We start from the raw sequence: 22,735 nt of genomic DNA on the forward strand, positions 1-22,735 counted from the left end.
GCGCATCATGCCAGTAAAAATTTTAATGGTTTGTTTGGGAAACATTTGCAGATCCCCTTTAGCTGAAGGTATTTTAGCTTCAAAATTACCCAAAAATAATTTCATCGTTGACTCAGCCGGAACCGGATCCTGGCATGTAGGACACTCCCCTGATAAACGATCTATAGCAGTAGCCAAAAAAAACGGCCTGGACATTGGAAACCAAAAAGGAAGACAATTCAAACCTGCTGACTTCAATACTTTTGATTACATCTATGTGATGGATTCTTCTAATTATGACGATGTTATAAAACTGGCTCAGACTGAAGAACATAAAAACAAAGTCCGTCTGATTTTAGACGAATTATTTCCCGATGAAAACGTAGATGTTCCGGATCCTTACTTTGGTGTTACCAACGGATTTGAAAATGTATATCAAATGTTAGACGAAGTAACCGACATCATCTCGAAGAAACTTATCGAAAAACATTTATAAGTTCTTCTTTTCCTAACAAAATAAAAAGACATCTATGAAACTCCTGGGAAAACTATACTTAATTCCAACAACAATGGGCGAAAGCGACCCTATGGATGTTTTACCTCAAACTGTCAAAAGAAGTATCGATTTTATAGATCATTATATCGTTGAAAACGAAAAAACGGCCCGTAAATCCATAAAAGCAGTCTCGCCGGAAAAAAAACAATCCGAACTGATTCTTTTTACCCTTAATAAACGCACAGAAACAAGCGAACATTTAGACTTCATCAAACCTTTACTAGAAGGAAAAAACGTTGGTTTAATGAGTGAAGCCGGTTGTCCCGGTGTTGCTGATCCCGGTGCCGTAATTGTAAAACTGGCACATGAAAAAGGAATTCAGGTGGTACCTTTAGTGGGACCATCTTCTATTTTATTGGCCATGATGGCATCCGGAATGAACGGACAAAGTTTCACTTTCAATGGCTATTTACCTATTGATAAAGACGAAAAAAAATCAGCAATTCGTCATTTCGAAAGATTATCACAAGACAAAAACCAATCACAGCTTTTTATTGAAACTCCGTATAGAAACAACAAATTAATCGAAGATCTTTTACAGATTTTAAATCCGTCAACGCATCTTTGTATTGCAACAGATATTACTTTACCAACAGAATTTATTAAAACAATGCGGGTTTCTGATTGGAAAAAGCTAAAAGTAGATATTGACAAACGCCCTACAATTTTTATTATTCATAAAATGTAAACCATTAAACCGTATTCATAATGAAAAAGTTTCTTCTTCTACTTCTGATCTGCTTTGTTCAAATTACATTTTCGCAAACCAATAAAGAATCTGAAAAAACAACAGCAAGTTCAATTTCGAATGACGATACTATTTATGATCTCAATGGAATAGAGGTAAAACCCGAATACCCTGGCGGTGTCACTGAATTCACTTCCTTCCTTAACAGAAATTTTATAAAACCCGTTGAAAAACCAACTCTAAAAGGAAAAGTCTACTTCACTTTTATCATCGAAAAAGACGGTTCTGTTAGCGATATAAAGATCATAAGAGATCTTGGCTTTAAAACTGGAGATGAAGCAATACGTGTTTTAAAGTCTGCTGCAAAATGGAAGCCCGGTAAACATAAAGAAAAAGAAGTAAGAACCTTGAATACAGGCGCGATAACCATAAGCTAGACAAGATTCCCCTATATCACTCACAAGTTTCCCCCTAATCAAACTTTATCATGAGTAAACTTCCCAATGTAACGACAAGTATTTTTACGGTCATGTCTAAAATGGCATCGGAATACAACGCCATAAATCTTTCGCAAGGATTCCCGAATTTCCCTGTTGATGAAAGATTGACCGATATCATTGCGAGATTAGCAAAAGAAAACGTGCATCAATATACTCCAATGGCAGGATTTCCCCCATTGATGGAACAAATAGCACAATTGGTTCAAAAATCCTATGGCCGAACCATTCGACCTGAAACCGAAATCCTGGTAACAGCGGGAGCCACTCAGGGAATTTTCACTACAATTTTGGCTTTGGTTAAAACCGGTGATGAAGTCATCATCCTGGATCCGAGCTATGATTCGTATGAATCTCCTGTTTTATTGTGCAACGCAAAACCTGTTCGTGTCGCTTTAAACGATGATTATACCCCAAACTGGGAAACAATAGGAAAAGCCTGTTCTTCAAAAACGAAGATGATTATCATCAACAATCCGCACAATCCAACAGGTAAAATTTTGACTCAGGATGATTTTTCTCACTTAGAGAGATTATTATCCAAACATCCTAATCTCCTTGTTCTGTCTGATGAAGTTTACGAATACATTACTTTTGAAGAAAAACACATTTCGGCACATACCAAAGATTTTCTTTTAAACCGTTGTATCATGGTTTCTTCTTTTGGAAAATCATTCCATATTACGGGATGGAAAATTGGCTACAGCGTTGCTCCGGAACATTTAATGAAGGAAATTAAAAAAGTACATCAGTTTCTGGTTTTTAGTGTGAACAGCATTTCACAAGCTGCCATCAGTCAATATCTGGAGATTGTTGATGTCAATTTACTTGGAAAGTTCTACCAGGAAAAAAGGGATTATTTTCAAAAACTACTTCAAAATAGCCGATTTGAATTAAAACCCTGCGAGGGGACTTATTTTCAGGTGGCTTCTTATGCCAATATTTCAAACGATGACGATGTTACTTTCTGTAAAAAATTAATCACAGAACATGGTGTCGCCGCAATTCCGATTTCTACTTTCTATTCCGACCACAAAGATCAAAAGCTCATCCGCTTTTGCTTTGCTAAAGACAATTTTACACTGGAAGCAGCCGCAAAAAAATTAGGTGATATTTAAAGTTTATTAAAATTTTATAACATTATTATGCGTGCATCCTATTTATTTAATTAATATTGTAATAAAAAGAAATACATATGAGCTATACAGATAAAATGTTAAGAGATGACGCTTTAAAAGGCAAAGTCATTGTTGTTACAGGTGGAGGAAGCGGTTTAGGAAAAGCCATGACCAAATACTTTTTAGAATTAGGGGCTCAGGTAGCCATTACTTCAAGAGATTTAGAAAAGCTTAAAAACACTGCCACTGAACTTGAAACTGAAACCGGAGGAAAATGTTTACCGCTTCAATGTGACGTTCGTCATTACGAAGAAGTGGAAAACATGCTTCAGGAAGTTTTAAAAACTTTTGGAAAAGTAGATGTTCTTTTGAACAATGCAGCCGGAAATTTCATCTCACCAACAGAACGTTTATCTGCGAATGCTTTTGATACCGTTATTGATATTGTATTAAAAGGTACAAAAAACTGTACACTTGCATTTGGAAAACACTGGATTGACACCAAACAAACCTCTGCTACGATTTTAAATATTGTTACAACTTATGCCTGGACAGGTTCGGCCTATGTAGTACCAAGTGCAACCGCAAAAGCGGGAGTACTGGCAATGACACGCAGTTTGGCCGTTGAATGGGCAAAATACGGAATTCGTTCTAACGCGATTGCTCCGGGACCATTCCCTACAAAAGGAGCCTGGGACCGATTATTACCGGGAGATCTTGCCGAAAAATTCGATATGGCTAAAAAAGTACCATTGAAACGTGTAGGCGATCATCAGGAATTGGCCAATCTGGCAGCTTATTTAGTTTCAGATTTTTCAGCTTATGTAAATGGAGACGTTATTACAATTGATGGTGGAGAGTGGTTAAAAGGTGCCGGACAATTTAATTTACTGGAAGCAATCCCGGAAGAACTTTGGGATCAGCTTGAAATGATGATTAAAGCAAAAAAGAATAAATAATTACAAGTGCTTACTAAATTCAGAATATTTTATTAAAACTATACTGATTGCACCAAATCCCGATGGCATTGCTATCGGGATTTTTTTTGCATAGTTCTCGTAATCCTTTCAAAACCTTAGTTAAACTTATCCGCATAAATTCAATTTTAAAGTTCGGATTCCATTAGGAATCCACTTAAATTATTATTTTTGCCGAACAAATATATAACACAAATTTTATGCTCATTATTGGACTTGCAGGAGGAACAGGAAGTGGAAAAACGACAGTAGTACACCAAATCATGAATGAATTACCAGACACAGAAGTGGGTGTAATCTCTCAGGATTCGTATTATAAAGAGACTAACAATTTGTCATTTGACGAAAGAGCATTAATCAATTTCGACCACCCGCGTGCGATCGATTTTGAATTACTGGTAAAACACCTTAAAGCATTAAAAGCAGGTGAAACGATAGACCAGCCTGTATATTCTTTTATACAGCACAACAGAACCGATGATACAGTTTCAACTCACCCAAGAAAAGTAATGATTGTTGAGGGAATTTTAATTCTGACCAATCCGGAGTTACGTGATCTTTTTGACATCAAAATTTTTGTTCATGCCGATTCAGACGAAAGATTAATCCGTCGTTTAAAAAGAGACATTTCAGAACGCGGACGTGATATTGACGAGGTTTTAACACGTTATCAAAACACCTTAAAGCCAATGCACGAACAGTTTATAGAACCTTCTAAGGCTTTCGCCGACATTATAATTCCAAACGACAAATACAATACCGTGGCCATAGATGTAGTCCGGGCTGTAATTAATCAGCGAATTTTATAATTTTTATTGTAAATTTAATGCATCAAACTTAGAAGATACATTTCACCTTTTGTGCCTGACAATGGCACAAAAGGAGTATCACTTCTATCACAACCAAAACATCAATCGAAATTATAAAACGCAATCGGTTAAATGAAAATAAAAAACCCATATAGAGACAAAAAATGGTTTAAACTCCTGGGCAACAAATACGTTTGGGTGTTGCTCTTTTTTGTAATATGGATGTTATTCTTAGATAATTATTCTTATTTTGATCATCGTTTTCTGGACAACCAGATTCATGAATTACAAGACAATAAAAAATACTATCAGGACGAAATAAAAAAAGATCAGGAACAGATCAAACAGCTCAAAAATCCTGAACAAATTGAAAAATATGCCCGCGAAAAGTACTTTATGAAAAAAGACAGCGAAGATATTTACATCATACATTTTGAAGGAGATACCATTCAAGATAAAGAATAACCCGAAAAAATACACAATGGCCACTACCCTGTTCGACGATTTTAGTCCGATTTCATCCAAACAATGGAAACAAAAAATTCAGTTTGAATTAGATGGAGCCGATTACAACCAAACTGTAATTTGGAATTCTCCTGAAGACATTCAGGTAAAACCATTTTACCACACAGATGAATTTACAAAGGCCGCAACGGTAAAAACTCAGGTATCCAACTTTAAAATTTGCCAGAACATTTTTGTTTATGACATTGACAAATCAATTCAGAGAGCCATCAATACAATTGAAAGAGGCGCTGAAAGCCTGCGTTTCACAATTGAAGACAAAACCATTGATGTTCAAAAATTACTAGAGACACTTCCTTTAGAAAATAGAATTGTTTACTTTAATCTGAATTTCATTTCAATCGATTTCGTAAAGCTATTGGACGAGATTTCAATTCAGAAGAAGGCCACTTTTTACTGCAATATTGACCCTATTGGACAATTGGCAAGAGAAGGAAACTGGTTTTCTACAGCAGATAAAAATAATTTTGAAGGTCTGGAAAAAATTTCAAAAGCAACAACCAATATTTCATTTTTAAGTATCGACTCGGGTTTGTATCAAAATGCAGGCGCTACTATCACGCAGCAAATTGCTTATAGTTTGGCTCATGCCAATGAATATTTGAACCGCTTTCCGAATACTTTAAAACCAATTGTTTTTGAAGTTTCAGTAGGAACAAATTATTTCTTCGAAATTGCGAAACTTCGTGCCTTGCGCATGCTTTTCAAATTAATCGCTGCTGAATATAACCCTGACTTAGAATGTCATTTAGTAGTAACTCCTACCAAACGAAATAAAACGATTTACGATTACAATGTTAATATGTTGCGCACAACCACAGAATGCATGTCGGCTATTTTAGGCGGTGCAGATGCTGTAGCCAACCTGCCTTACGATTCTTTGTATCATAAAGACAATGAATTTGGCGATCGTATTGCCCGCAATCAATTACTAGTTTTAAAACACGAAAGTTACTTTGACAAGGTTGATAATCCGGCAGACGGAAGTTATTACATTGAAAGTCTGACGATGCAGCTGGCCGAAAAAAGTTTAACGTTGTTTAAAGACATTGAAGCAAACGGAGGATTCTTAAAACTTTTAAATGACGGAACGATCAAGAAGAAAATTCAGGAAAGTGCTGCAAAAGAACAGGAATTATTCGATTCAAAAAAGGAAATTCTGTTAGGTACCAACAAACATCCGAACAAAGAAGACAAAATGAAACATGATTTAGAATTGTTTCCTTTCGTAAAAATAAAACCGAGAAAAACATTAATTACTCCAATAATAGAAAAAAGATTAGCCGAAAAACTGGAGCAGGAGCGATTGGAGCTTGAATGAAATTAATTTCAAATAACTATATTTGAGTATAAATCAAAATAATTATGGAAGCGATCAGACAAATACTATCCGTTAAAAATCATTCTGTAACTGTAATTCTGCCGGAGGATTTTGTAGCAAATGAAGTTGAAGTAATTATTTTACCGGTACAGCATGATGACTATAAAATTCCACAATGGCAAATTGATCAGGTTAGAGAAAGAACCGAAAACTATTTAAAAAACCCTGATAATGTCTCTGACATTGATGATTTTTTAAAAGAAATCGAAAATGATCGATAAAATAGTCATTATTGAAGAGGCAAAGGCAGATTATGAAAACTTCTTGCCTTTATTATAAAAATATACATCCAAAATTAGGTAACAGATTTAATGATTCTTTTAAAAAAAGTATCTCAATCCTCAAAAGTAACACATTATCTTTTCAGATTAGATATGACAATATTCGAATCCTATTTTTAAAAACGTTTCCATACGCGATACATTATTCTATTTATAAAAACAGCATCGTAATTAAATCTATTTTTCACACATCGAGAGATAGTGAATTAAACTTATTCTAAATAACATTTTTACAATTGAGAAAAGACCTTACACATATTAAGTTAGATGTTAACCGTGAAAAGTTAGACGAACTGACACATAACTCAGAACCCGGAACTCACAACTTCACCACGGCCGAAGGAATTGAGCTCAAAAAGAGATATTCTGAAAAGGATCTTGAAGATTTAGAATTTCTTGATTTTGGAGCCGGGTTTGCACCCAACTTGCGCGGGCCTTACGCTACCATGTATGTAAGACGTCCGTGGACGATTCGTCAATATGCAGGATTTTCGACCGCTGAAGAGAGTAATGCTTTTTACAGAAGAAATTTGGCTGCCGGACAAAAAGGTCTTTCGATTGCCTTCGATTTACCTACCCATCGTGGTTACGATTCCGATCATGAAAGAGTAGTTGGTGATGTTGGAAAGGCCGGAGTAGCCATCGATTCTGTCGAAGACATGAAAATACTATTCGATCAGATTCCGCTTGATGAAATGTCTGTTTCAATGACTATGAACGGAGCCGTTTTACCTATTATGGCTTTTTATATCGTTGCGGCGGAAGAACAGGGCGTAGCTATTGGCAAATTATCCGGAACCATTCAAAACGATATTCTGAAAGAATTCATGGTGCGTAACACCTATATCTACCCTCCGACTCCTTCGATGAAAATCATTGCTGATATTTTCGAATTTACGAGTCAAAAAATGCCTAAATTCAACTCTATTTCAATTTCAGGATACCACATGCAGGAAGCAGGTGCCACTGCCGATATCGAATTGGCCTACACTTTAGCCGACGGTCTGGAATACATTAGAACCGGTCTTTCCACCGGAATGAGTATTGATGACTTTGCTCCCCGATTGTCTTTCTTTTGGGCTATCGGAATGAATCATTTTATGGAAATTGCCAAAATGAGAGCAGGTCGAATGATCTGGGCAAAACTGGTGCAGCAATTCAATCCTAAAAGCGACAAATCTTTAGCCCTGAGGACACATTGTCAGACTAGTGGATGGAGTTTAACCGAACAGGATCCGTTTAATAATGTTGCCAGAACCTGTATCGAAGCCACAGCAGCTGCTTTTGGAGGAACACAGTCCTTGCACACAAACGCATTAGATGAAGCTATTGCTTTACCTACTGACTTCTCGGCAAGAATTGCCCGTAATACTCAAATCTTTTTACAGGAAGAAACTAAAATTACCAAAACCGTTGATCCCTGGGGAGGAAGTTATTATGTGGAAAGCTTAACCGATGAAATTCTCAAAAGCACCTGGAAACTTATCGAAGAAGTGGAAGAATTAGGCGGGATGACAAAAGCTATTGAAGCGGGAATTCCGAAATTAAGAATTGAAGAAGCTGCAGCAAGAAAACAGGCCAGAATAGACAGCGGACAAGATATAATTGTTGGTGTAAATCAATTCCGATTAGAAAAAGAAGATCCTCTACACATTCTGGATGTTGACAACCAAATGGTTCGCAAGCAACAAGTGGATCAACTTCAAAAAATTAAAGAAACCAGAGATACTGAAAAAGTAAATCAATCACTCGAAAAATTAATTCATTGTGCAAAGACCGGAGAAGGCAACTTACTCGCAATCGCAATTGAAGCAGCCCGAAACAGAGCGACTTTAGGAGAGATTAGCGATGCCCTCGAAAGTGTATTCGGCAGATTCAAAGCACAAATTAAATCCTTTAGCGGTGTGTATAGTGCAGCAATAAAAAATGACGAGAATTTCGAAAAGGCAAAACAATTAGCAGATGCCTTTGCCAAACAAGAAGGAAGACGTCCCAGAATTATGATTGCTAAAATGGGACAAGACGGACATGACCGAGGTGCAAAAGTAGTTGCAACAGGCTATGCCGATGTAGGTTTCGACGTAGACATAGGTCCGCTATTCCAGACGCCGGCTGAAGCTGCCAAACAAGCGGTTGAAAATGACGTTCACATCTTAGGGGTTTCATCACTTGCTGCAGGACATAAAACTTTAGTCCCTCAGGTGATTGAAGAACTTAAAAAACACGGCCGCGAAGATATTATGGTCATTGTAGGAGGAGTAATTCCTGCTCAGGATTACCAATTCCTTTTTGATGCCGGAGCAGTAGCTGTCTTTGGTCCAGGAACAAAAATTAGCGAAGCAGCCATTAAAATCTTAGAAATTTTAATTGATTAGAAGATAAATTCATTACGAGAGAGGCGATTGCCTCTCTTTTTTTATTCTGTATTTTTCTCAACAAAAAAACTTTCAATCTTTGCCAGGCTCCAATTCTCACACCCCAATTGTCATTTCGACGAAGGAGAAATCACAACAGTAATTCTACAAAGAAATTCCATAAAGAAACTCCACGAAGAAACAACCAATCTTTGCCGAGTTTCTTATGGGATTTCTCCTTCATCGAAATGACACACAAGCCATTCTATGAAGAAACTTTACAAAGAAAACCCACGAAGAAATCACCAATCTTTGTCGAGCTTCTTATGTGATTTCTCCTTCGTCGAAATGACACAGCGTAAAAAAACTTCTAAAACAAACAACAAAACAAAGTATATTCGTACAAAATAATATATTATGTTCAATCCTCAATCTGGCTTTCATACCTATTACGTCTATATTATAACCAACCAACATCGTTCGACTTTTTACATTGGTGTTACTAACAATTTAAAACTAAGATTACATCAGCACAAACAAAATATAGAAAACGGTACAAAAACATTTGCATCAAAATATAATATTCAATTTTTAGTATACTATGAAAAATTCACTTGGATTCACGAGGCTATTACACGAGAAAAAGAGTTAAAAAAATGGAATAGAGATAAAAAACTAGCATTAATTAAAGAACAAAATCCAGTATTTGAGTTTCTTAATCATTATTTTTAATAGTAAACGTAAATTTTACAATAGGATCTCTAGCATGCTATAAAGAAAATCACCATCCATTTTAAGACTCATTGTGTCATTTCGACGAAGGAGACTCGAGAGATAGCGAACAGGCGAAGCAAATCACACAAGCCATTCTACAAAGAAACTCCTCAAAGAAATTCCACGAAGAAACTACCAATCTTTGTCGAGCTATGTTTGTGATTTCTCTTTCGTCGAAATGACACACAAGGGGCAATTCACATCTTAAAATCTCAATAACCGTTACTAATTAAAAACAGCCATAAAAAAACCCGCTTTTTACAGCAGGTTTTCTTTATAAAGTTTACACTTTATTAATGGTGTATTGTAGCATTACTATCTGCTTCAATAAAAGATAAATCATAACCTCCAAAGGCTTTAAGGTAACTTTTTAAAGAAGTTCCGTAGGCATCTCTAAAGTGTTGGCCTCCTTTGTTCTTAAAAAAGTTTTTAACTGAACCTGCACCACCAAGATGAGCGGCAGCTAAAATACCAGACTCTGTAATTTCAATTCCGTTAATAATTTTCCCTTCATACTTTTCGATCTCATTGCGTAAAATCCATTTGTTTTTAGACAATAACACCAGAAATGCTTTTTCCTGTAAGGCAGGGTCTTTTAAAAAGGCTTTGTTGTTTTGAACACCAATAGCTCTCAGTGCCTGAGTCCCAAATTGATATTTCCCCATATAACCTAACGAATTTACCAAACGATATTTCCCTTGAGATTCTTTAAAAGCTACAGCTTCTTTGAATCCAATAAGGCGTTTTCCGGTAAATGGGGTGTTTAATTTGTGTAAGATAGGATAATCATCCTCTTCCTGTGATGGAAATACGTATTCAGATCCATCTGTTTTTTCTATTAGAAACCAGGGTTTGGTTTCCAGATTAAAGGGTTTAAAACCCAAAGTCAAAAATGTAATAATAACGATCAAACTCGCATAAAAATACCACTTCTTTATCATAAATTGTTTTTCTTCAAAACGCTGTCACCTTTTTGAAATTTCTACGGTGCAAAGGTAATAAAAAACAAATTATACTGATAATCAACAAGTTAATGTTTTCTAAAAATAGAAGGCATGCGCTTTAAGCCCTTTATTGGCGGAGTATTCGAGAGTTGGCGCCGGAATTTTTATCGTGTTAAAAATCGAAAAGATAGTCTTTAAAAAATGTGATTTTGTTTCAATTTTCGTCAAATTTACGTCAAAACTAAGATAAATCTGACGAAATCTTTTCGGGTTTTGTGTGAAATCAGGATTATCATTTTGTAAATTTCCGGTTAACATTCCGTCAGCTCCATATCCAAAAGCTACATTTAACCACTTTGGAATTTTACTCTCTTTCGCGAAAGAATGAAGATTTACAGAGAGCCAATAGGTTTGCCCATTATAATCTTTCAAAAGCTGTTCATTTAACGAACTTCCCAATACTTTAGGTCTTAAATTCGCATATTGCGTAGTATGAAAAGAGAATTTTGGAACAATACGCTGTTCTTTCCAAAGTAATTCCTGAGAAACGTATAAAGCAGTACCGGTAGCATTAGCAATAACATCTCCTGAAGAAGCCCCCCATTCTGATGAAAATCCATCCAATACTTCAACAGCCGTCAGAAAGGCAAAGCCAAAACCTGCACCGTAAATTAATTGTTTTTTTTGATCAGCACCACTCCATTTCATCATTTCAGCACCCAACCTTCCTAAATGATAGGCCGAATACATATGCCCCACCTTATCCATCTGAAGCCATTCGTTATTATCATTTATAAAGTGGAAATTAGAACGAGGATAATCAGCATACCAAAGCTGATTCAAACCTAGTAAAGTTACCGAAGCCAGAGTAGCTTCGGTAATTATGACTGTATTTTGTCTTTTTTTATTTAAAGTATCCGCAGGTGTTAAAAAACTTTCAACCCTGCTTTGAGCGTTCACAGAAAAAACACTCCAAAACCCTAAAACCGATAAAAAAAATATGCTTTTAAAATTCAAAACTATCTTGTTACGCCCTGACTGGCAATCCAGTCTGAATATTTTTTTGCATTTACATTGTGTTCTGCCAAAGTAGCAGCGAATTCATGGTATCCGAAACGTTCCACGCTCGCACAAAAATAAATATAATCGTTTTTCTCCGGGTTTAAAACAGCATCAAGGGCTGTAATATCAGGCATTGCAATTGGTCCTGGGGGAAGGCCGATATTCACGTAAGTATTGTAAGGCGATTTCATAATCAAGTCGTTGTAAAAAACTCTTTTGATTACCTGATCGAAATTATTGTCTCTAAGTTTTAAAGCGTAAATTACCGTTGGATCAGCCTGTAATGGCATTTCTAAACGCAAACGATTCAAATAAACACCGGCAATACGAGGCCTTTCATCTTTCTTTACGGACTCTTTATGAACGATCGATGCTAAAATGGTAACCTGAACCGGAGTTAATCCTTGTTTTTTTGCCTTTTCGATTCTCTCAGCAGTCCAAAAATTATGATATTCCTTGATCATTTTATCACGGAATTTCACTGCAGAAGTATTCCAGTAAATTTCATAAGTATTTGGAATAAACATAGCGAAGACGTTCTCTTCATTAAAACCATTTGCGGCTAAAAATTCCGGATCTCTAAAGGCTTTCAATAACGACAAACTGTCTGCTTCGATTTCAGAACCCACTCTTCCGGCAAAATTTTCCAGACGTTCCTGATTGTTAAAAGCCAATTTTACCGGTACATTAGAACGCATAGCGCGAACCAAATCCATATTGTTCATGTCTTTTTTAAGCAAAAAACGACCTGATTTTACATTTTCAGGATAACTTCTTTTGTCAGCCACCATTTCAAAATCTTCAAAATTCTTGATATAGGGCTCCAATATTTTCTTCACATCCGTATAATTCGCTCCTGTCGGAACATACACGTACAATTCTTTATCCTCGAATTTGGTATTGGCACTGAAGATTTTACTAATTAAAATAAATCCGTAAACCATTAAAACTGAAATTACGGCAACAGCAGTTAACGTGATGATTTTTTTTATGCTCAAAGTCTTAAATTTAAATTTGTTTGTTAATTAACTGAAACATTGCTTCGTCCTGATAGTGGTTGTGGAGCAAAATCCAATCTTTCTTAATTCCTATTTTCTCAAAGCCAAATTTAGTAAAAAGAGCTACACTTGGTGCGTTTCCCACAGCAATATTTGCATATAATTGATGCAAGTTTAAATGGTGAAATGCATACTTAATTAAAAGCCCTAATGCCTCAGATCCAACTTTTTGATTTCTGTTTTCGTCTTTTTGAATGACAATGCCAATGCCTGCTCTGTTATTTTTCGGATCAAATTCGAACAAATCAATCAATCCAATCGCCGGAAAGTCCTGATCCTGACAGATCGCTAAACGCAATTGCTTGGCCTCATAAATATCCTGCTGTGCATTTTCGAGATACTGGCGGATCAAAAACCTGCTATAGGGCGTTTGGGTGTTACTGACTTCCCAAATGCTCTCATCATTCTCCATGGCATACACAAACTCCAGATCATTGGGTTCTAATGCACGCAGATAAATCGAGTCCCCTTTGAGTGTTATCATTTGATTGTAGATTGTAGATTTTAGATTGCTGATTTTGGATCGTTTTAGACTAATTAAATTTCGATCGCTCCTTTGAAAACAAATTTGGCTGGCCCGGTTAAAAAAACATTGGTGAAATGTTCGTCTGACTTATCAAAAGAAACCACCAATTTTCCGCCTTCAACATTCAGATCAATTGACGTTTTATCTGTCAAACCAATAGCATTCATTGCAATTGCCACTGCCGTTGCTCCGGTTCCGCAAGCCAAAGTTTCATCTTCAACACCTCTTTCATAAGTACGCAATGAAAAAGTACTATCGTCTACTTTTTTTACAAAATTAACGTTACTCCCTTTTTCACCATATAATTCGCCATAACGAATTGCTGCACCATTTTCTTTCACATTATAATGTTCTAAATCCTCTACAAGCTGTACATGATGTGGTGAGCCTGTATTTAAAAAAGTATAAGAATCGTATTTTTTTACTTCATCCACATCAATCATCTGCAAGGAAATAATAGCATCCTCTCCGACCGAAGCATGATGCAATCCATCAGTTGCAATAAAGGTAGTTTTGTCGTCAATAACCCCCAACTGATTGGCAAAAGCTACCAGACAACGACCACCATTTCCGCACATCGAACTTTGGTTTCCGTCTGAATTATAATAGACCATTCTGAAGTCCGTTTCAGTATCATTTTCGAGCAAGATCAGTCCATCAGCACCTATCCCGAAACGTCTGTCGCACAGTCGTTCAATCAATTTAATATTCTCTTTTGGAAAGAACTCTGAACGGTTGTCAATCATAACAAAATCGTTCCCGGTACCCTGATATTTATAAAATTCTATTTGCATTTTTTTTACATTAACTGACACAAAAGTACGAACAAATAATTAATGAAATGTTAATCATTGTTAAAGAGCGTTAAACCATTTTCTCAGATAATTTTTTGAAGTATTTTTACGTTAAAATAACCAATAATATAAACTGTAATATGAAAAGATTTTCAACCTTATTTTTAGTTTCACTGCTTAGCGGTGCAACTACCCTTGGTGCTTACAAATTATTATTTGAAAGCAGCAATTCTTTTTTTGGAAGAGGAAATTCTGTTGTTACTCTTGCCCCGAACTCATTTGGAAAAAACGTCGCACTATCTGCTGAAACGGTTGATTTTACAGCAGCTGCAGACAAAACCATTCACACTGTTGTTCACGTAAAAAATGTCTCGCGAAGAACCGTCAGCAATCCTATGATGGAATTTTTCTACGGTTATGGAGGTCAACAACAGCAGGAACAGGTTGGAACCGGATCCGGAGTTATTATTTCGGAAGACGGCTACATTGTAACCAACAATCACGTAATTAAAGATGCTACGGAAATCGAAATTACTTTAAACAATAAAAAATCATACAAAGCTAAATTAATAGGTACCGATTCTAAAATGGACATCGCTTTACTGAAAATTAATACTGATGAAAAATTGCCTTATACTGCTTTTGCCAATTCTGATTCTGTAAAAATCGGAGAGTGGGTTTTGGCAGTAGGAAATCCGTATAATTTAACGTCTACGGTTACTGCTGGAATTGTTTCGGCAAAAGCCCGAAATCTGGATACTAACGGAATTCAGTCATTCATTCAGACAGATGCGGCTGTAAACCCCGGAAATAGTGGTGGTGCATTAGTAAACACCAGAGGTGAGTTGATTGGTATCAATACTATGATCTCCTCTATGACCGGTTCCTATGTTGGATATTCGTTTGCCGTTCCGTCTAATATTGCCCGAAAAATAATCGAAGACATTATGGAATTCGGAAATGTACAAAGAGGTATTTTGGGTGTTGAAGGTGGTGAGTTAAACAGTACCGCTTCTAAAGAATTAGGAATTACAGAAACACAAGGCTTCTACATTAGCAAAGTTTCTAAAAATTCCGGAGCCGAAAAAGCAGGATTGGGTAAAGGTGATATCATCATCAAACTTGACGACCAGAACATTGCCACTTATGCAGATCTGTCCGGTTATATAAACACCAAACGTCCAAATGATGTTGTAAAAGTGACCTACATTAAAGATGGAAAAACAAAAACAGTTCCGGTAACTTTAAGTAAAAATGAATTTTTCAGTACTGAATTTAAAGGAATCGAGCTGGAAAACATCGATGCCTCAGATAAAAAGAAATTCAAAATTGATTATGGTGTAAAAATCAGAAGCATCACTAACGAAAACTTAATGCAGTATCAAAATGAACTTCAAGGCAATATTATCTTAAGTATTGATAATGTAAAAGCAACCAACATTGAAACTGTTTCTAAACTTTTAAACAATAAAAATGACGGACAAAGTGTTCGTCTTGAAATGATCAGTAAATCGGGAGAAATTCTCAGAATTATAATTTAGTTCTCTCTTTACAGTCTCAGTTCTCAGTCACAGTTTACAGTTTTTTTTTGCTAAAAACTGTGACCGAAAACTGAAAACTCCTAAAAAAAGTCATCTTAGAAATAAGATGACTTTTTTGTTTTTCTTCGCAAATAAACTCCCATTTTCATTATCATTAGCTCTATTTTTAACCCATTAGGAAAAATTATTTTTTATATAAATTTCAAAAATAAATCATAAAACAGTTTACGAAATCGATTGAAATGGGTACTTTTGCGCAAAATTTAAAAATAGTCGTCTATTTATTTTTTCAATTCAATCAATTATGAGCAAAAAATCTTTGTACCAAAAAGAGGTATCATTACAAGTCGACCGAAGAAGAGCTGGTGTCGAATTAATTAAAATCATAAGCGATTTATGGTATGACAAATCCATTGAAATGGTTCTTTTCAAAAACCAATTACTGGATCAAAATGTCAGCGATATTATCAATTTGCATCAATATGCAGGTGAATTTGTAGGCAAGCCAATCACCATTTTTGATTCAGTGGAAATCGCGAGAGTTATTTTATCTTTAGATCTTCCACCTGCAAAATTAGATCTGGGAAAACTAACTTACGAATATCGTTTAGAAGATGAAAAATATCCTGATGCGCGATATTTTGTAATCGATAAATTGAAAGAAGCAAAATCTTCAGAAGAAATTCAGCCAAAAGATGTTGTTTTATATGGTTTTGGAAGAATTGGCCGTTTATTAGCGAGAGAATTAATGTCTAAAACCGGTAAAGGAAATCAATTGCGACTGAGAGCGATTGTTACCAGAGACAAAAATGACGCTTCGACATTAGAGAAAAGAGCTTCTCTTTTAAGATACGATTCAATACATGGAGATTTTCAGGGGTCTGTTACTGCCGATCCAAAGAACAATGCATTAATTATCAACGGAACCACTGTTCATATCATTACAGCAAATTCACCGGAAGAAATAGATTATACTTTATACGGAATCAATGAGGCTTTAGTAATTGACAATACCGGAGCTTTTACAACAGAAGAAGCTCTAAGAAGACACTTAACTTCTAAAGGAGCCAGTAAAGTTCTATTGACTGCACCTGGAAAAGGAGTTCCAAATATCGTTCACGGAGTAAACCACAACGAGTACAATCCTGACGAAATTGATATTTTCTCTGCTGCATCCTGCACGACAAATGCTATCACACCAGTATTAAAAGCTGTTGAAGATACTTTAGGAGTAGTAAAAGGACACTTAGAAACCATCCATGCCTATACAAACGACCAGAATTTGGTTGATAATATGCATAAAAAATACCGTCGTGGAAGAGCAGCAGCTTTAAACATGGTCATTACCGAAACTGGTGCAGGAAGTGCCGTTGCAAAAGCATTGCCATCATTAGAAGGAAAATTAACCTCTAATGCCATCAGAGTTCCAGTTCCAAACGGTTCATTGGTCGTTTTAAACTTAGAAGTTAAAAAAGCAACTTCGATCCCGGCTATCAACAAGATCATGAAGAAATACGCTTTGGAAGGTGAATTGGTGGAGCAAATCAAATATTCACTGAACAACGAATTGGTTTCATCTGACATTGTAGGAACTTCAGCTCCTTCAATCTATGACAGTAACGCTACAATTGTTTCTAAAGATGGTAAAAACATTGTATTATACATTTGGTACGATAACGAATACGGCTACAGCCACCAGGTAATTCGTCTGGCGAAATACATTGCCAAAGTAAGACGTTTTACTTATTACTAGGATACACCAAAACCATTCATACAGCAAAAGCCATCAAGTTTTCTTGATGGCTTTTGTATTTTAGTTGTAGTCACTTCAATTCTACTCGATTAAAATGAATCCATAGCACTTTTGTAAACTATATGGGCAAAACTGTCGTACTCTTTACCTCTGAAATTACAAAAACAGTATTGATCAGAGAAACTTCAGGAAGAACTGCTAATTTTTTTTGATGAAAGTGATGAAAGCTCTCCATATCGGGAATGACAACTTTCAACATATAATCAAAATTTCCCGAAACATAATTACACTCCACCACTTCCGGTAAATTCAAAATCGACTGATTGAATCCTTCCGAAGTATCATAAGTCTGCTTCGTGAGGGTCACCTGACAATACACCGTTAAATTATTACCGAGTTTTTTCTTATTTAAAATAGAGACATACTTCTCTATAACACCCTCTTTTTCAAGACGTTTCACCCTATCATGAACCGGTGTCAGAGACAGGTTTATCTTGTTCGCAATGTCTTTTAAAGTATAATGCGCATTTTCCTGTAAAAGTCGTAAGATTTTCTTGTCAATTTCATCTAAAGCCATAACGAAAACGTTTTCATTGATTAATAAAATTTAGTCATTTTTTCTTTTTAGAGGCAATTTACTTTCCAGAAACAGTATATTTTTCTGTAAAAGTATAAAATAAAATAATATTTTCTTATTTATTCCACATTAATCAATAATATATTCTCTATCTGTAGTTTTGTAAAACAATTTCAACAAAAAATAAAAAAGATAACAAAATGATAATAGGTGTTCCAAAAGAAATCAAAAACAATGAGAACCGTGTAGCATTAACTCCTGCAGGAGTTTCTGAAATGAAAAAACACGGACATACTGTTTACGTACAAGCTACAGCCGGTTTAGGAAGTGGTTTCAGTGATGATGAATATGCAAATGCAGGTGCGGTAGTTTTAGGAACTATTGAAGAAGTATATGCCATTGCAGAAATGATTATTAAAGTAAAAGAGCCTATTGCTTCTGAATACCCATTAATCAAAAAAGATCAATTATTATTCACTTACTTCCACTTTGCTTCATCAGAGCCATTAACTCATGCTATGCTTGAGAAAGGTGCTGTATGTTTAGCTTACGAAACTGTTGAAAAAGCAGACCGTAGTTTACCATTATTAGTACCAATGTCCGAAGTTGCAGGTCGTATGGCTATCCAACAAGGGGCAAAATACCTTGAAAAACCATTAAAAGGAAGAGGAATTCTTTTAGGAGGTGTTCCAGGTGTTCCACCAGCAAAAGTATTGGTTTTAGGAGGAGGGATCGTAGGAACTCAAGCTGCTAAAATGGCTGCTGGTTTAGGTGCTCAGGTTACTATCATGGATTTAAGCTTACCACGTTTACGTTATTTAGATGATATCATGCCAGCTAACGTGAATACAGAAATGTCTAACCACTACAACATCACTAAAGCAATCGCTACAGCTGATTTAATTGTTGGTGCCGTTTTGATCCCGGGAGCAAAAGCACCTCACTTAATTACTCGTGACATGTTAAAATTAATGCGTCCCGGAACTGTCGTTGTTGACGTAGCGGTAGATCAAGGTGGATGTATCGAAACTTGTACTCCTACCACTCACGAAAATCCAACTTTCATCATCGATGATATTGTTCACTATTGCGTAGCAAATATGCCAGGAGCTGTTCCTTACACTTCTACTTTAGCTTTAACAAATGCTACTCTGCCTTATGCGGTACAATTAGCAAACAAAGGATGGGAGACTGCTTGTAACGAAAACGAAGAATTGAAAAAAGGGTTAAACATTGCTAATGGAAAAATCCTTTACAAAGGAGTTGCAGAAGCTTGGAATTTACCTTTCAACGAAGAAGTATTAGCAAACGCATAATGCTAACATTAAAATAAGTGCTTACTAAACACTATCAAAAGGCTTTTCTTAATTGAGAAGCCTTTTTTTTGCATAAAAAAACCTGTCACAAAACATGACAGGCTCTATTTCAAGTACAGAAAAACTATTTTTCATCCAGAACTTCCTGCAACACTTTTGCTTCTGTTCCATTTGGAAAAGTTACTTTAATTTTTTGGGCTATTGTAGGCGCAATTTCAGTTATAGCCTTTTTGTCGTATGACTCTCCTTTTTTAATATGCCATCCATAAAAAATAGCAGGCACATGTGTATCATAGCTATAAGGAGTTCCATGTGATGTTCCTGTAGTAGAATATTCAATATTTCCAGGTTTATCAAGAATAATCAAATCTCCGTTTTGAGTTACATCATAACCTTTCGCTATAAAATCAAGATAATAATCCTTTCCGGAATTTGCTAAAATTTCCTCTTCTGTATATGCTCTTTTAACTTGTGGCTGTGAAATCAAAAACTCCTTAAAACTCTGCTTTACTTTTACCAAATCAAGTCCTTTTTTCTTAAGAACTGGCTTATTCAAAAACACATTAAAGTTCGAATAATTTAAAATCAAATCTACACCAAATGTTTTCACTGAAAAATCCTGTAGACTTTTTCTAACATCCTTAACCGGATAATTGTTTACATTATATTTTCGATCCTTTAAATAGATTACATTCTCAGCACCTGCATGATCAGCTGTTAAGAATAACAAATAATTATCTTTCCCAACCGTTTTATCTAAATAATTTAAAAAGTCAGCAATTGTCTGATCCAATCTTAAATAAGTATCCTGAAGTTCCATCGATCTTGGCCCAAGTAAATGCCCCACATAATCTGTAGAAGAAAAACTTACTGTTAGAAAATCAGTTATACTATCTTTTCCTAACTCTTCCTTTTCGATAGCCTTCATCGCAAATTCTGCCAACAAGTCATTTCCATAAGGAGTAGCTCTTAAAACCCCCGCATCATTCTTCTCATACATACCTTTTAAATCATAAGGAAAAACCGGTGCTGCACTTCCGTACAACTTCCCTTCGTACGGATTATTATCCGGTAAGCTTTCATTATAAACCGAAAGTGGCTTATATAAATCCCACCCCTTATTGATATATGTCATATAACGCTTCTCATTATTGAATTCCGCAACCCATTCTGGCAACTTTTCACCATAAAAAGTACTCGAAATAAAAGAACCTGTCTTACTGTACCAAAAAGCCCAATTCGCAAAATGTCCTGCTGGTAAAATCGCACCACGATCTTTCAAACTCATTCCGATCACTTTACCTTCAAAATTAGTCCCCATTCTTACTTCATCAGTAATAGTAGTACTTAGTAAGTTTTTAGGAGACATTGCCCCTTCTTCAGCAGTACCATCGCCAACTGTTTTCACGCTAGCATCATCCGTACAATAGGTATCTTTACCAAGTGTCCTGCTAAACCATTCATTTCCTACAATTCCATGAGTTGCCGGAGTAGTCCCGGTATAAATAGACGCATGACCAGGAGCAGTGTAAGTAGGCATATAATTATAATGCATATTCTGAAAAGTATATCCATTATTCATCAATCTCTTAAATCCATTAGACGAAAAATCATCTGAGAACCGATACAAATATTCCATTTTCATCTGGTCTACCACAATACCTACCACCAACTTAGGGCGCTGCTGAGCACTTAAATTTGAAATTACAAACAGTGTCAACAATACAATAGTTTTTTTCATACTTAAATTATAATGTTTCAAACAAAAATACTCAATAGCATTTAAAAAAATCTATCACACCATCTTAAAAAACAAAAAATGACGGTATTTTAACAAAAACAAAATTAATAAACTAATTATGGCGTTCCCCCTCCGGGTCGGGCTGTCCGCTAAATCTTTTGCGATAGAAGTTTCAGGGATTTTTCAAATGTACGGTCATCGCAAAAGGATATCGCTCCCATCCCTAACGCAATCAACGATAAAAAGAATATTTAAAGAAAAAAGGGACTAAAGTTTTTAACCGCAAAGTCCGCGAAGGTTTACGCAAAGCACACAAGAAAAAAGGGCTGAAAGCCCAAAAGCAAAGAGCATGGTGCAAAGCACTATGTATAAACCAAAATGAACAGCAACTATCGCCCTGAAAGGGCAAAAGCCATCTAAAGCCAATAAAAAAATCCGTTTTGATCCGCGTTTTCGCCTGCCGAATCCGTATCATCCGCGTACAATTTTTTTTAACCGCAAAGAGCGCGAAGATTTACGCAAAGCACACAAGGAAAAAGGGCTGAAAGCCCCAAAAGCAAAGAGCATGATGCGAGGCACTATATCTGAACCAAAATAAATAGCAACTATCGCCCTGAAAGAGTAAAAGCAATTTGAATCCAATAAAAAATCCCTTCCAATCCGCGTTTTCGCCTGGCGAATCTGTATCATCCGTGTGCTATTATTTTTAACCGCAAAGAGCACGAAGGTTTACGCAAAGCACGCAAGAAAAAAGGGCTGAAAGCCCAAAAGTAAAGAGCATGGTGCGGGGCACTATGTATAAACCAAAATGAGCCGCAACTATCGCCCTGAAAGGGCAAAAGCAATTTTCATTTCTGCAAATCAAAAAAAATCCGTTCCAATTCGCGTTTTCGCCTGCCGAATTCGTATCATCCGTGTACAATTTTTTTTAACCGCAAAGTCCGCGAAGGTTTACGCAAAGCACGCAAGAAAAAAGGGCTGAAAGCCCCAAAAGCAAAGAGCATGGCGCAAAGCACCATGAAATAAATAAAAATAATGTCATTTCGCCCTGAAAGGGCAAAAGCAATTTTCATTTCTGCAAATCAAAAAAAAATCCATTCTGATCCGCGTTTTCGCCTGGCGAATCTGTATCATCCGTGTAAAATTTTTTTTAACCGCAAAGAGCACGAAGATTTACGCAAAGCACGCAAAGATTTAAAAAACGTTATAAAACAAAAAACCCTATCCGATTTGGATAGGGTTCTTAAAAGAAAGGCGACGACATACTCTCCCACATAACTGCAGTACCATCTGCGCAGGCGGGCTTAACTTCTCTGTTCGGGATGGGAAGAGGTGAGCCCCGCCGCAATAACCACCTTAAGGTCATTAGTAATTAGTTATTAGCCCTTAGTAATTAGTCCTTAGACTCTTTACTAGCTACTCTTCACTAGTCACTTTCCGCGTGCGGACAATATTTTAACATACTGAGATAAAGAAACAAATAA

21 protein-coding genes and 1 rRNA gene are annotated in these 22,735 nt (G+C 36.1%); 14 read left to right on the forward strand and 8 right to left on the reverse strand.

Annotated elements, in window-relative coordinates; translation table 11 throughout:
- Nucleotides 1–7: 7 nt before the first annotated feature.
- The 11 genes from LNQ34_RS03130 (at nt 8) to LNQ34_RS03180 (ending at nt 9,897) form a co-directional block, all read left to right on the forward strand.
- The gene (locus LNQ34_RS03130; protein ID WP_202701050.1) at nt 8–475 is read left to right on the forward strand and encodes a low molecular weight protein-tyrosine-phosphatase; all 468 of its coding nucleotides are present in this window, start codon (nt 8–10) and stop codon (nt 473–475) included.
- 34 nt (nt 476–509) lie between these two features.
- Nucleotides 510–1,223 (forward strand): SAM-dependent methyltransferase, encoded by a 714-nt coding sequence (locus LNQ34_RS03135; RefSeq protein WP_017498622.1) that lies wholly within the window; start codon nt 510–512, stop codon nt 1,221–1,223.
- 20 nt (nt 1,224–1,243) lie between these two features.
- A complete protein-coding gene (locus LNQ34_RS03140; RefSeq protein WP_202701046.1) occupies nt 1,244–1,660 on the forward strand; it encodes an energy transducer TonB in 417 nt (138 codons plus the stop codon).
- Between the two features lie 50 nt (nt 1,661–1,710).
- Complete coding sequence (locus tag LNQ34_RS03145; RefSeq protein ID WP_229998635.1) at nt 1,711–2,838, forward strand: methionine aminotransferase; 1,128 nt, start codon at nt 1,711–1,713, stop codon at nt 2,836–2,838.
- Between the two features lie 77 nt (nt 2,839–2,915).
- Nucleotides 2,916–3,797: an SDR family oxidoreductase gene (locus LNQ34_RS03150; RefSeq protein ID WP_202701043.1), complete on the forward strand. Its 882-nt coding sequence runs from the start codon at nt 2,916–2,918 to the stop codon at nt 3,795–3,797.
- Between the two features lie 218 nt (nt 3,798–4,015).
- Nucleotides 4,016–4,624 (forward strand): uridine kinase, encoded by a 609-nt coding sequence (udk, locus tag LNQ34_RS03155; RefSeq protein WP_017498626.1) that lies wholly within the window; start codon nt 4,016–4,018, stop codon nt 4,622–4,624.
- Nucleotides 4,625–4,756: 132 nt separating this feature from the next.
- Complete coding sequence (locus LNQ34_RS03160; protein WP_202701042.1) at nt 4,757–5,089, forward strand: FtsB family cell division protein; 333 nt, start codon at nt 4,757–4,759, stop codon at nt 5,087–5,089.
- Nucleotides 5,090–5,105: 16 nt separating this feature from the next.
- Nucleotides 5,106–6,470 carry a methylmalonyl-CoA mutase subunit beta gene (locus LNQ34_RS03165; RefSeq protein ID WP_202701040.1) on the forward strand — a complete coding sequence of 455 codons (1,365 nt, stop codon included), beginning with the start codon at nt 5,106–5,108 and terminating at the stop codon, nt 6,468–6,470.
- A gap of 44 nt (nt 6,471–6,514) precedes the next feature.
- Nucleotides 6,515–6,751: a hypothetical protein gene (locus tag LNQ34_RS03170; RefSeq protein ID WP_202701038.1), complete on the forward strand. Its 237-nt coding sequence runs from the start codon at nt 6,515–6,517 to the stop codon at nt 6,749–6,751.
- A 296-nt stretch (nt 6,752–7,047) separates the two neighbouring features.
- Entirely contained in the window at nt 7,048–9,186 is a 2,139-nt protein-coding gene (gene scpA / locus LNQ34_RS03175; protein ID WP_255664149.1) for a methylmalonyl-CoA mutase, read from the forward strand.
- Between the two features lie 396 nt (nt 9,187–9,582).
- Entirely contained in the window at nt 9,583–9,897 is a 315-nt protein-coding gene (locus tag LNQ34_RS03180; RefSeq protein ID WP_229998636.1) for a GIY-YIG nuclease family protein, read from the forward strand.
- Nucleotides 9,898–10,232: 335 nt separating this feature from the next.
- Here LNQ34_RS03180 and LNQ34_RS03185 read toward each other — a convergent pair whose 3' ends face one another.
- From LNQ34_RS03185 to dapF, 5 genes are all read right to left on the reverse strand, one after another.
- Nucleotides 10,233–10,880 carry a peptidoglycan-binding protein LysM gene (locus LNQ34_RS03185; protein WP_202701034.1) on the reverse strand — a complete coding sequence of 216 codons (648 nt, stop codon included), beginning with the start codon at nt 10,878–10,880 and terminating at the stop codon, nt 10,233–10,235.
- A gap of 99 nt (nt 10,881–10,979) precedes the next feature.
- Nucleotides 10,980–11,900 carry a DUF2279 domain-containing protein gene (locus tag LNQ34_RS03190; RefSeq protein ID WP_229998637.1) on the reverse strand — a complete coding sequence of 307 codons (921 nt, stop codon included), beginning with the start codon at nt 11,898–11,900 and terminating at the stop codon, nt 10,980–10,982.
- Between the two features lie 2 nt (nt 11,901–11,902).
- Nucleotides 11,903–12,943: an endolytic transglycosylase MltG gene (gene mltG / locus LNQ34_RS03195; protein ID WP_229998638.1), complete on the reverse strand. Its 1,041-nt coding sequence runs from the start codon at nt 12,941–12,943 to the stop codon at nt 11,903–11,905.
- 10 nt (nt 12,944–12,953) lie between these two features.
- Nucleotides 12,954–13,487, reverse strand: coding sequence for a GNAT family N-acetyltransferase (locus LNQ34_RS03200; RefSeq protein ID WP_202701029.1), 534 nt, complete (start codon nt 13,485–13,487; stop codon nt 12,954–12,956).
- 53 nt (nt 13,488–13,540) lie between these two features.
- Nucleotides 13,541–14,323: a diaminopimelate epimerase gene (gene dapF, locus LNQ34_RS03205; RefSeq protein WP_229998639.1), complete on the reverse strand. Its 783-nt coding sequence runs from the start codon at nt 14,321–14,323 to the stop codon at nt 13,541–13,543.
- A 140-nt stretch (nt 14,324–14,463) separates the two neighbouring features.
- Here dapF and LNQ34_RS03210 point away from each other — a divergent pair, with 140 nt between their 5' ends.
- Both LNQ34_RS03210 and LNQ34_RS03215 read left to right on the forward strand, forming a co-directional pair.
- The gene (locus tag LNQ34_RS03210; protein ID WP_229998640.1) at nt 14,464–15,864 is read left to right on the forward strand and encodes a trypsin-like peptidase domain-containing protein; all 1,401 of its coding nucleotides are present in this window, start codon (nt 14,464–14,466) and stop codon (nt 15,862–15,864) included.
- 304 nt (nt 15,865–16,168) lie between these two features.
- A complete protein-coding gene (locus tag LNQ34_RS03215; RefSeq protein ID WP_229998641.1) occupies nt 16,169–17,617 on the forward strand; it encodes a glyceraldehyde-3-phosphate dehydrogenase in 1,449 nt (482 codons plus the stop codon).
- Nucleotides 17,618–17,735: 118 nt separating this feature from the next.
- Here LNQ34_RS03215 and LNQ34_RS03220 read toward each other — a convergent pair whose 3' ends face one another.
- On the reverse strand, nt 17,736–18,194 hold the full coding sequence (locus LNQ34_RS03220) for an Lrp/AsnC family transcriptional regulator (RefSeq protein WP_017498637.1): 459 nt from the start codon (nt 18,192–18,194) through the stop codon (nt 17,736–17,738).
- Nucleotides 18,195–18,394: 200 nt separating this feature from the next.
- Between LNQ34_RS03220 and ald the strand changes: the two genes are divergently transcribed.
- On the forward strand, nt 18,395–19,510 hold the full coding sequence (ald, locus tag LNQ34_RS03225) for an alanine dehydrogenase (protein ID WP_202704483.1): 1,116 nt from the start codon (nt 18,395–18,397) through the stop codon (nt 19,508–19,510).
- Nucleotides 19,511–19,634: 124 nt separating this feature from the next.
- Here the strand turns inward: ald and pafA are convergent, their stop codons facing one another.
- Together pafA and rrf are read right to left on the reverse strand one after the other, a co-directional pair.
- The gene (gene pafA / locus LNQ34_RS03230) at nt 19,635–21,251 is read right to left on the reverse strand and encodes an alkaline phosphatase PafA (protein ID WP_202704482.1); all 1,617 of its coding nucleotides are present in this window, start codon (nt 21,249–21,251) and stop codon (nt 19,635–19,637) included.
- Between the two features lie 1,249 nt (nt 21,252–22,500).
- A 5S ribosomal RNA gene (rrf, locus tag LNQ34_RS03235) occupies nt 22,501–22,610 on the reverse strand.
- Nucleotides 22,611–22,735 lie beyond the last annotated feature (125 nt).

Origin of the sequence: Flavobacterium lipolyticum (assembly GCF_020905335.1) — a bacterium.
Taxonomy (GTDB): domain Bacteria; phylum Bacteroidota; class Bacteroidia; order Flavobacteriales; family Flavobacteriaceae; genus Flavobacterium; species Flavobacterium lipolyticum.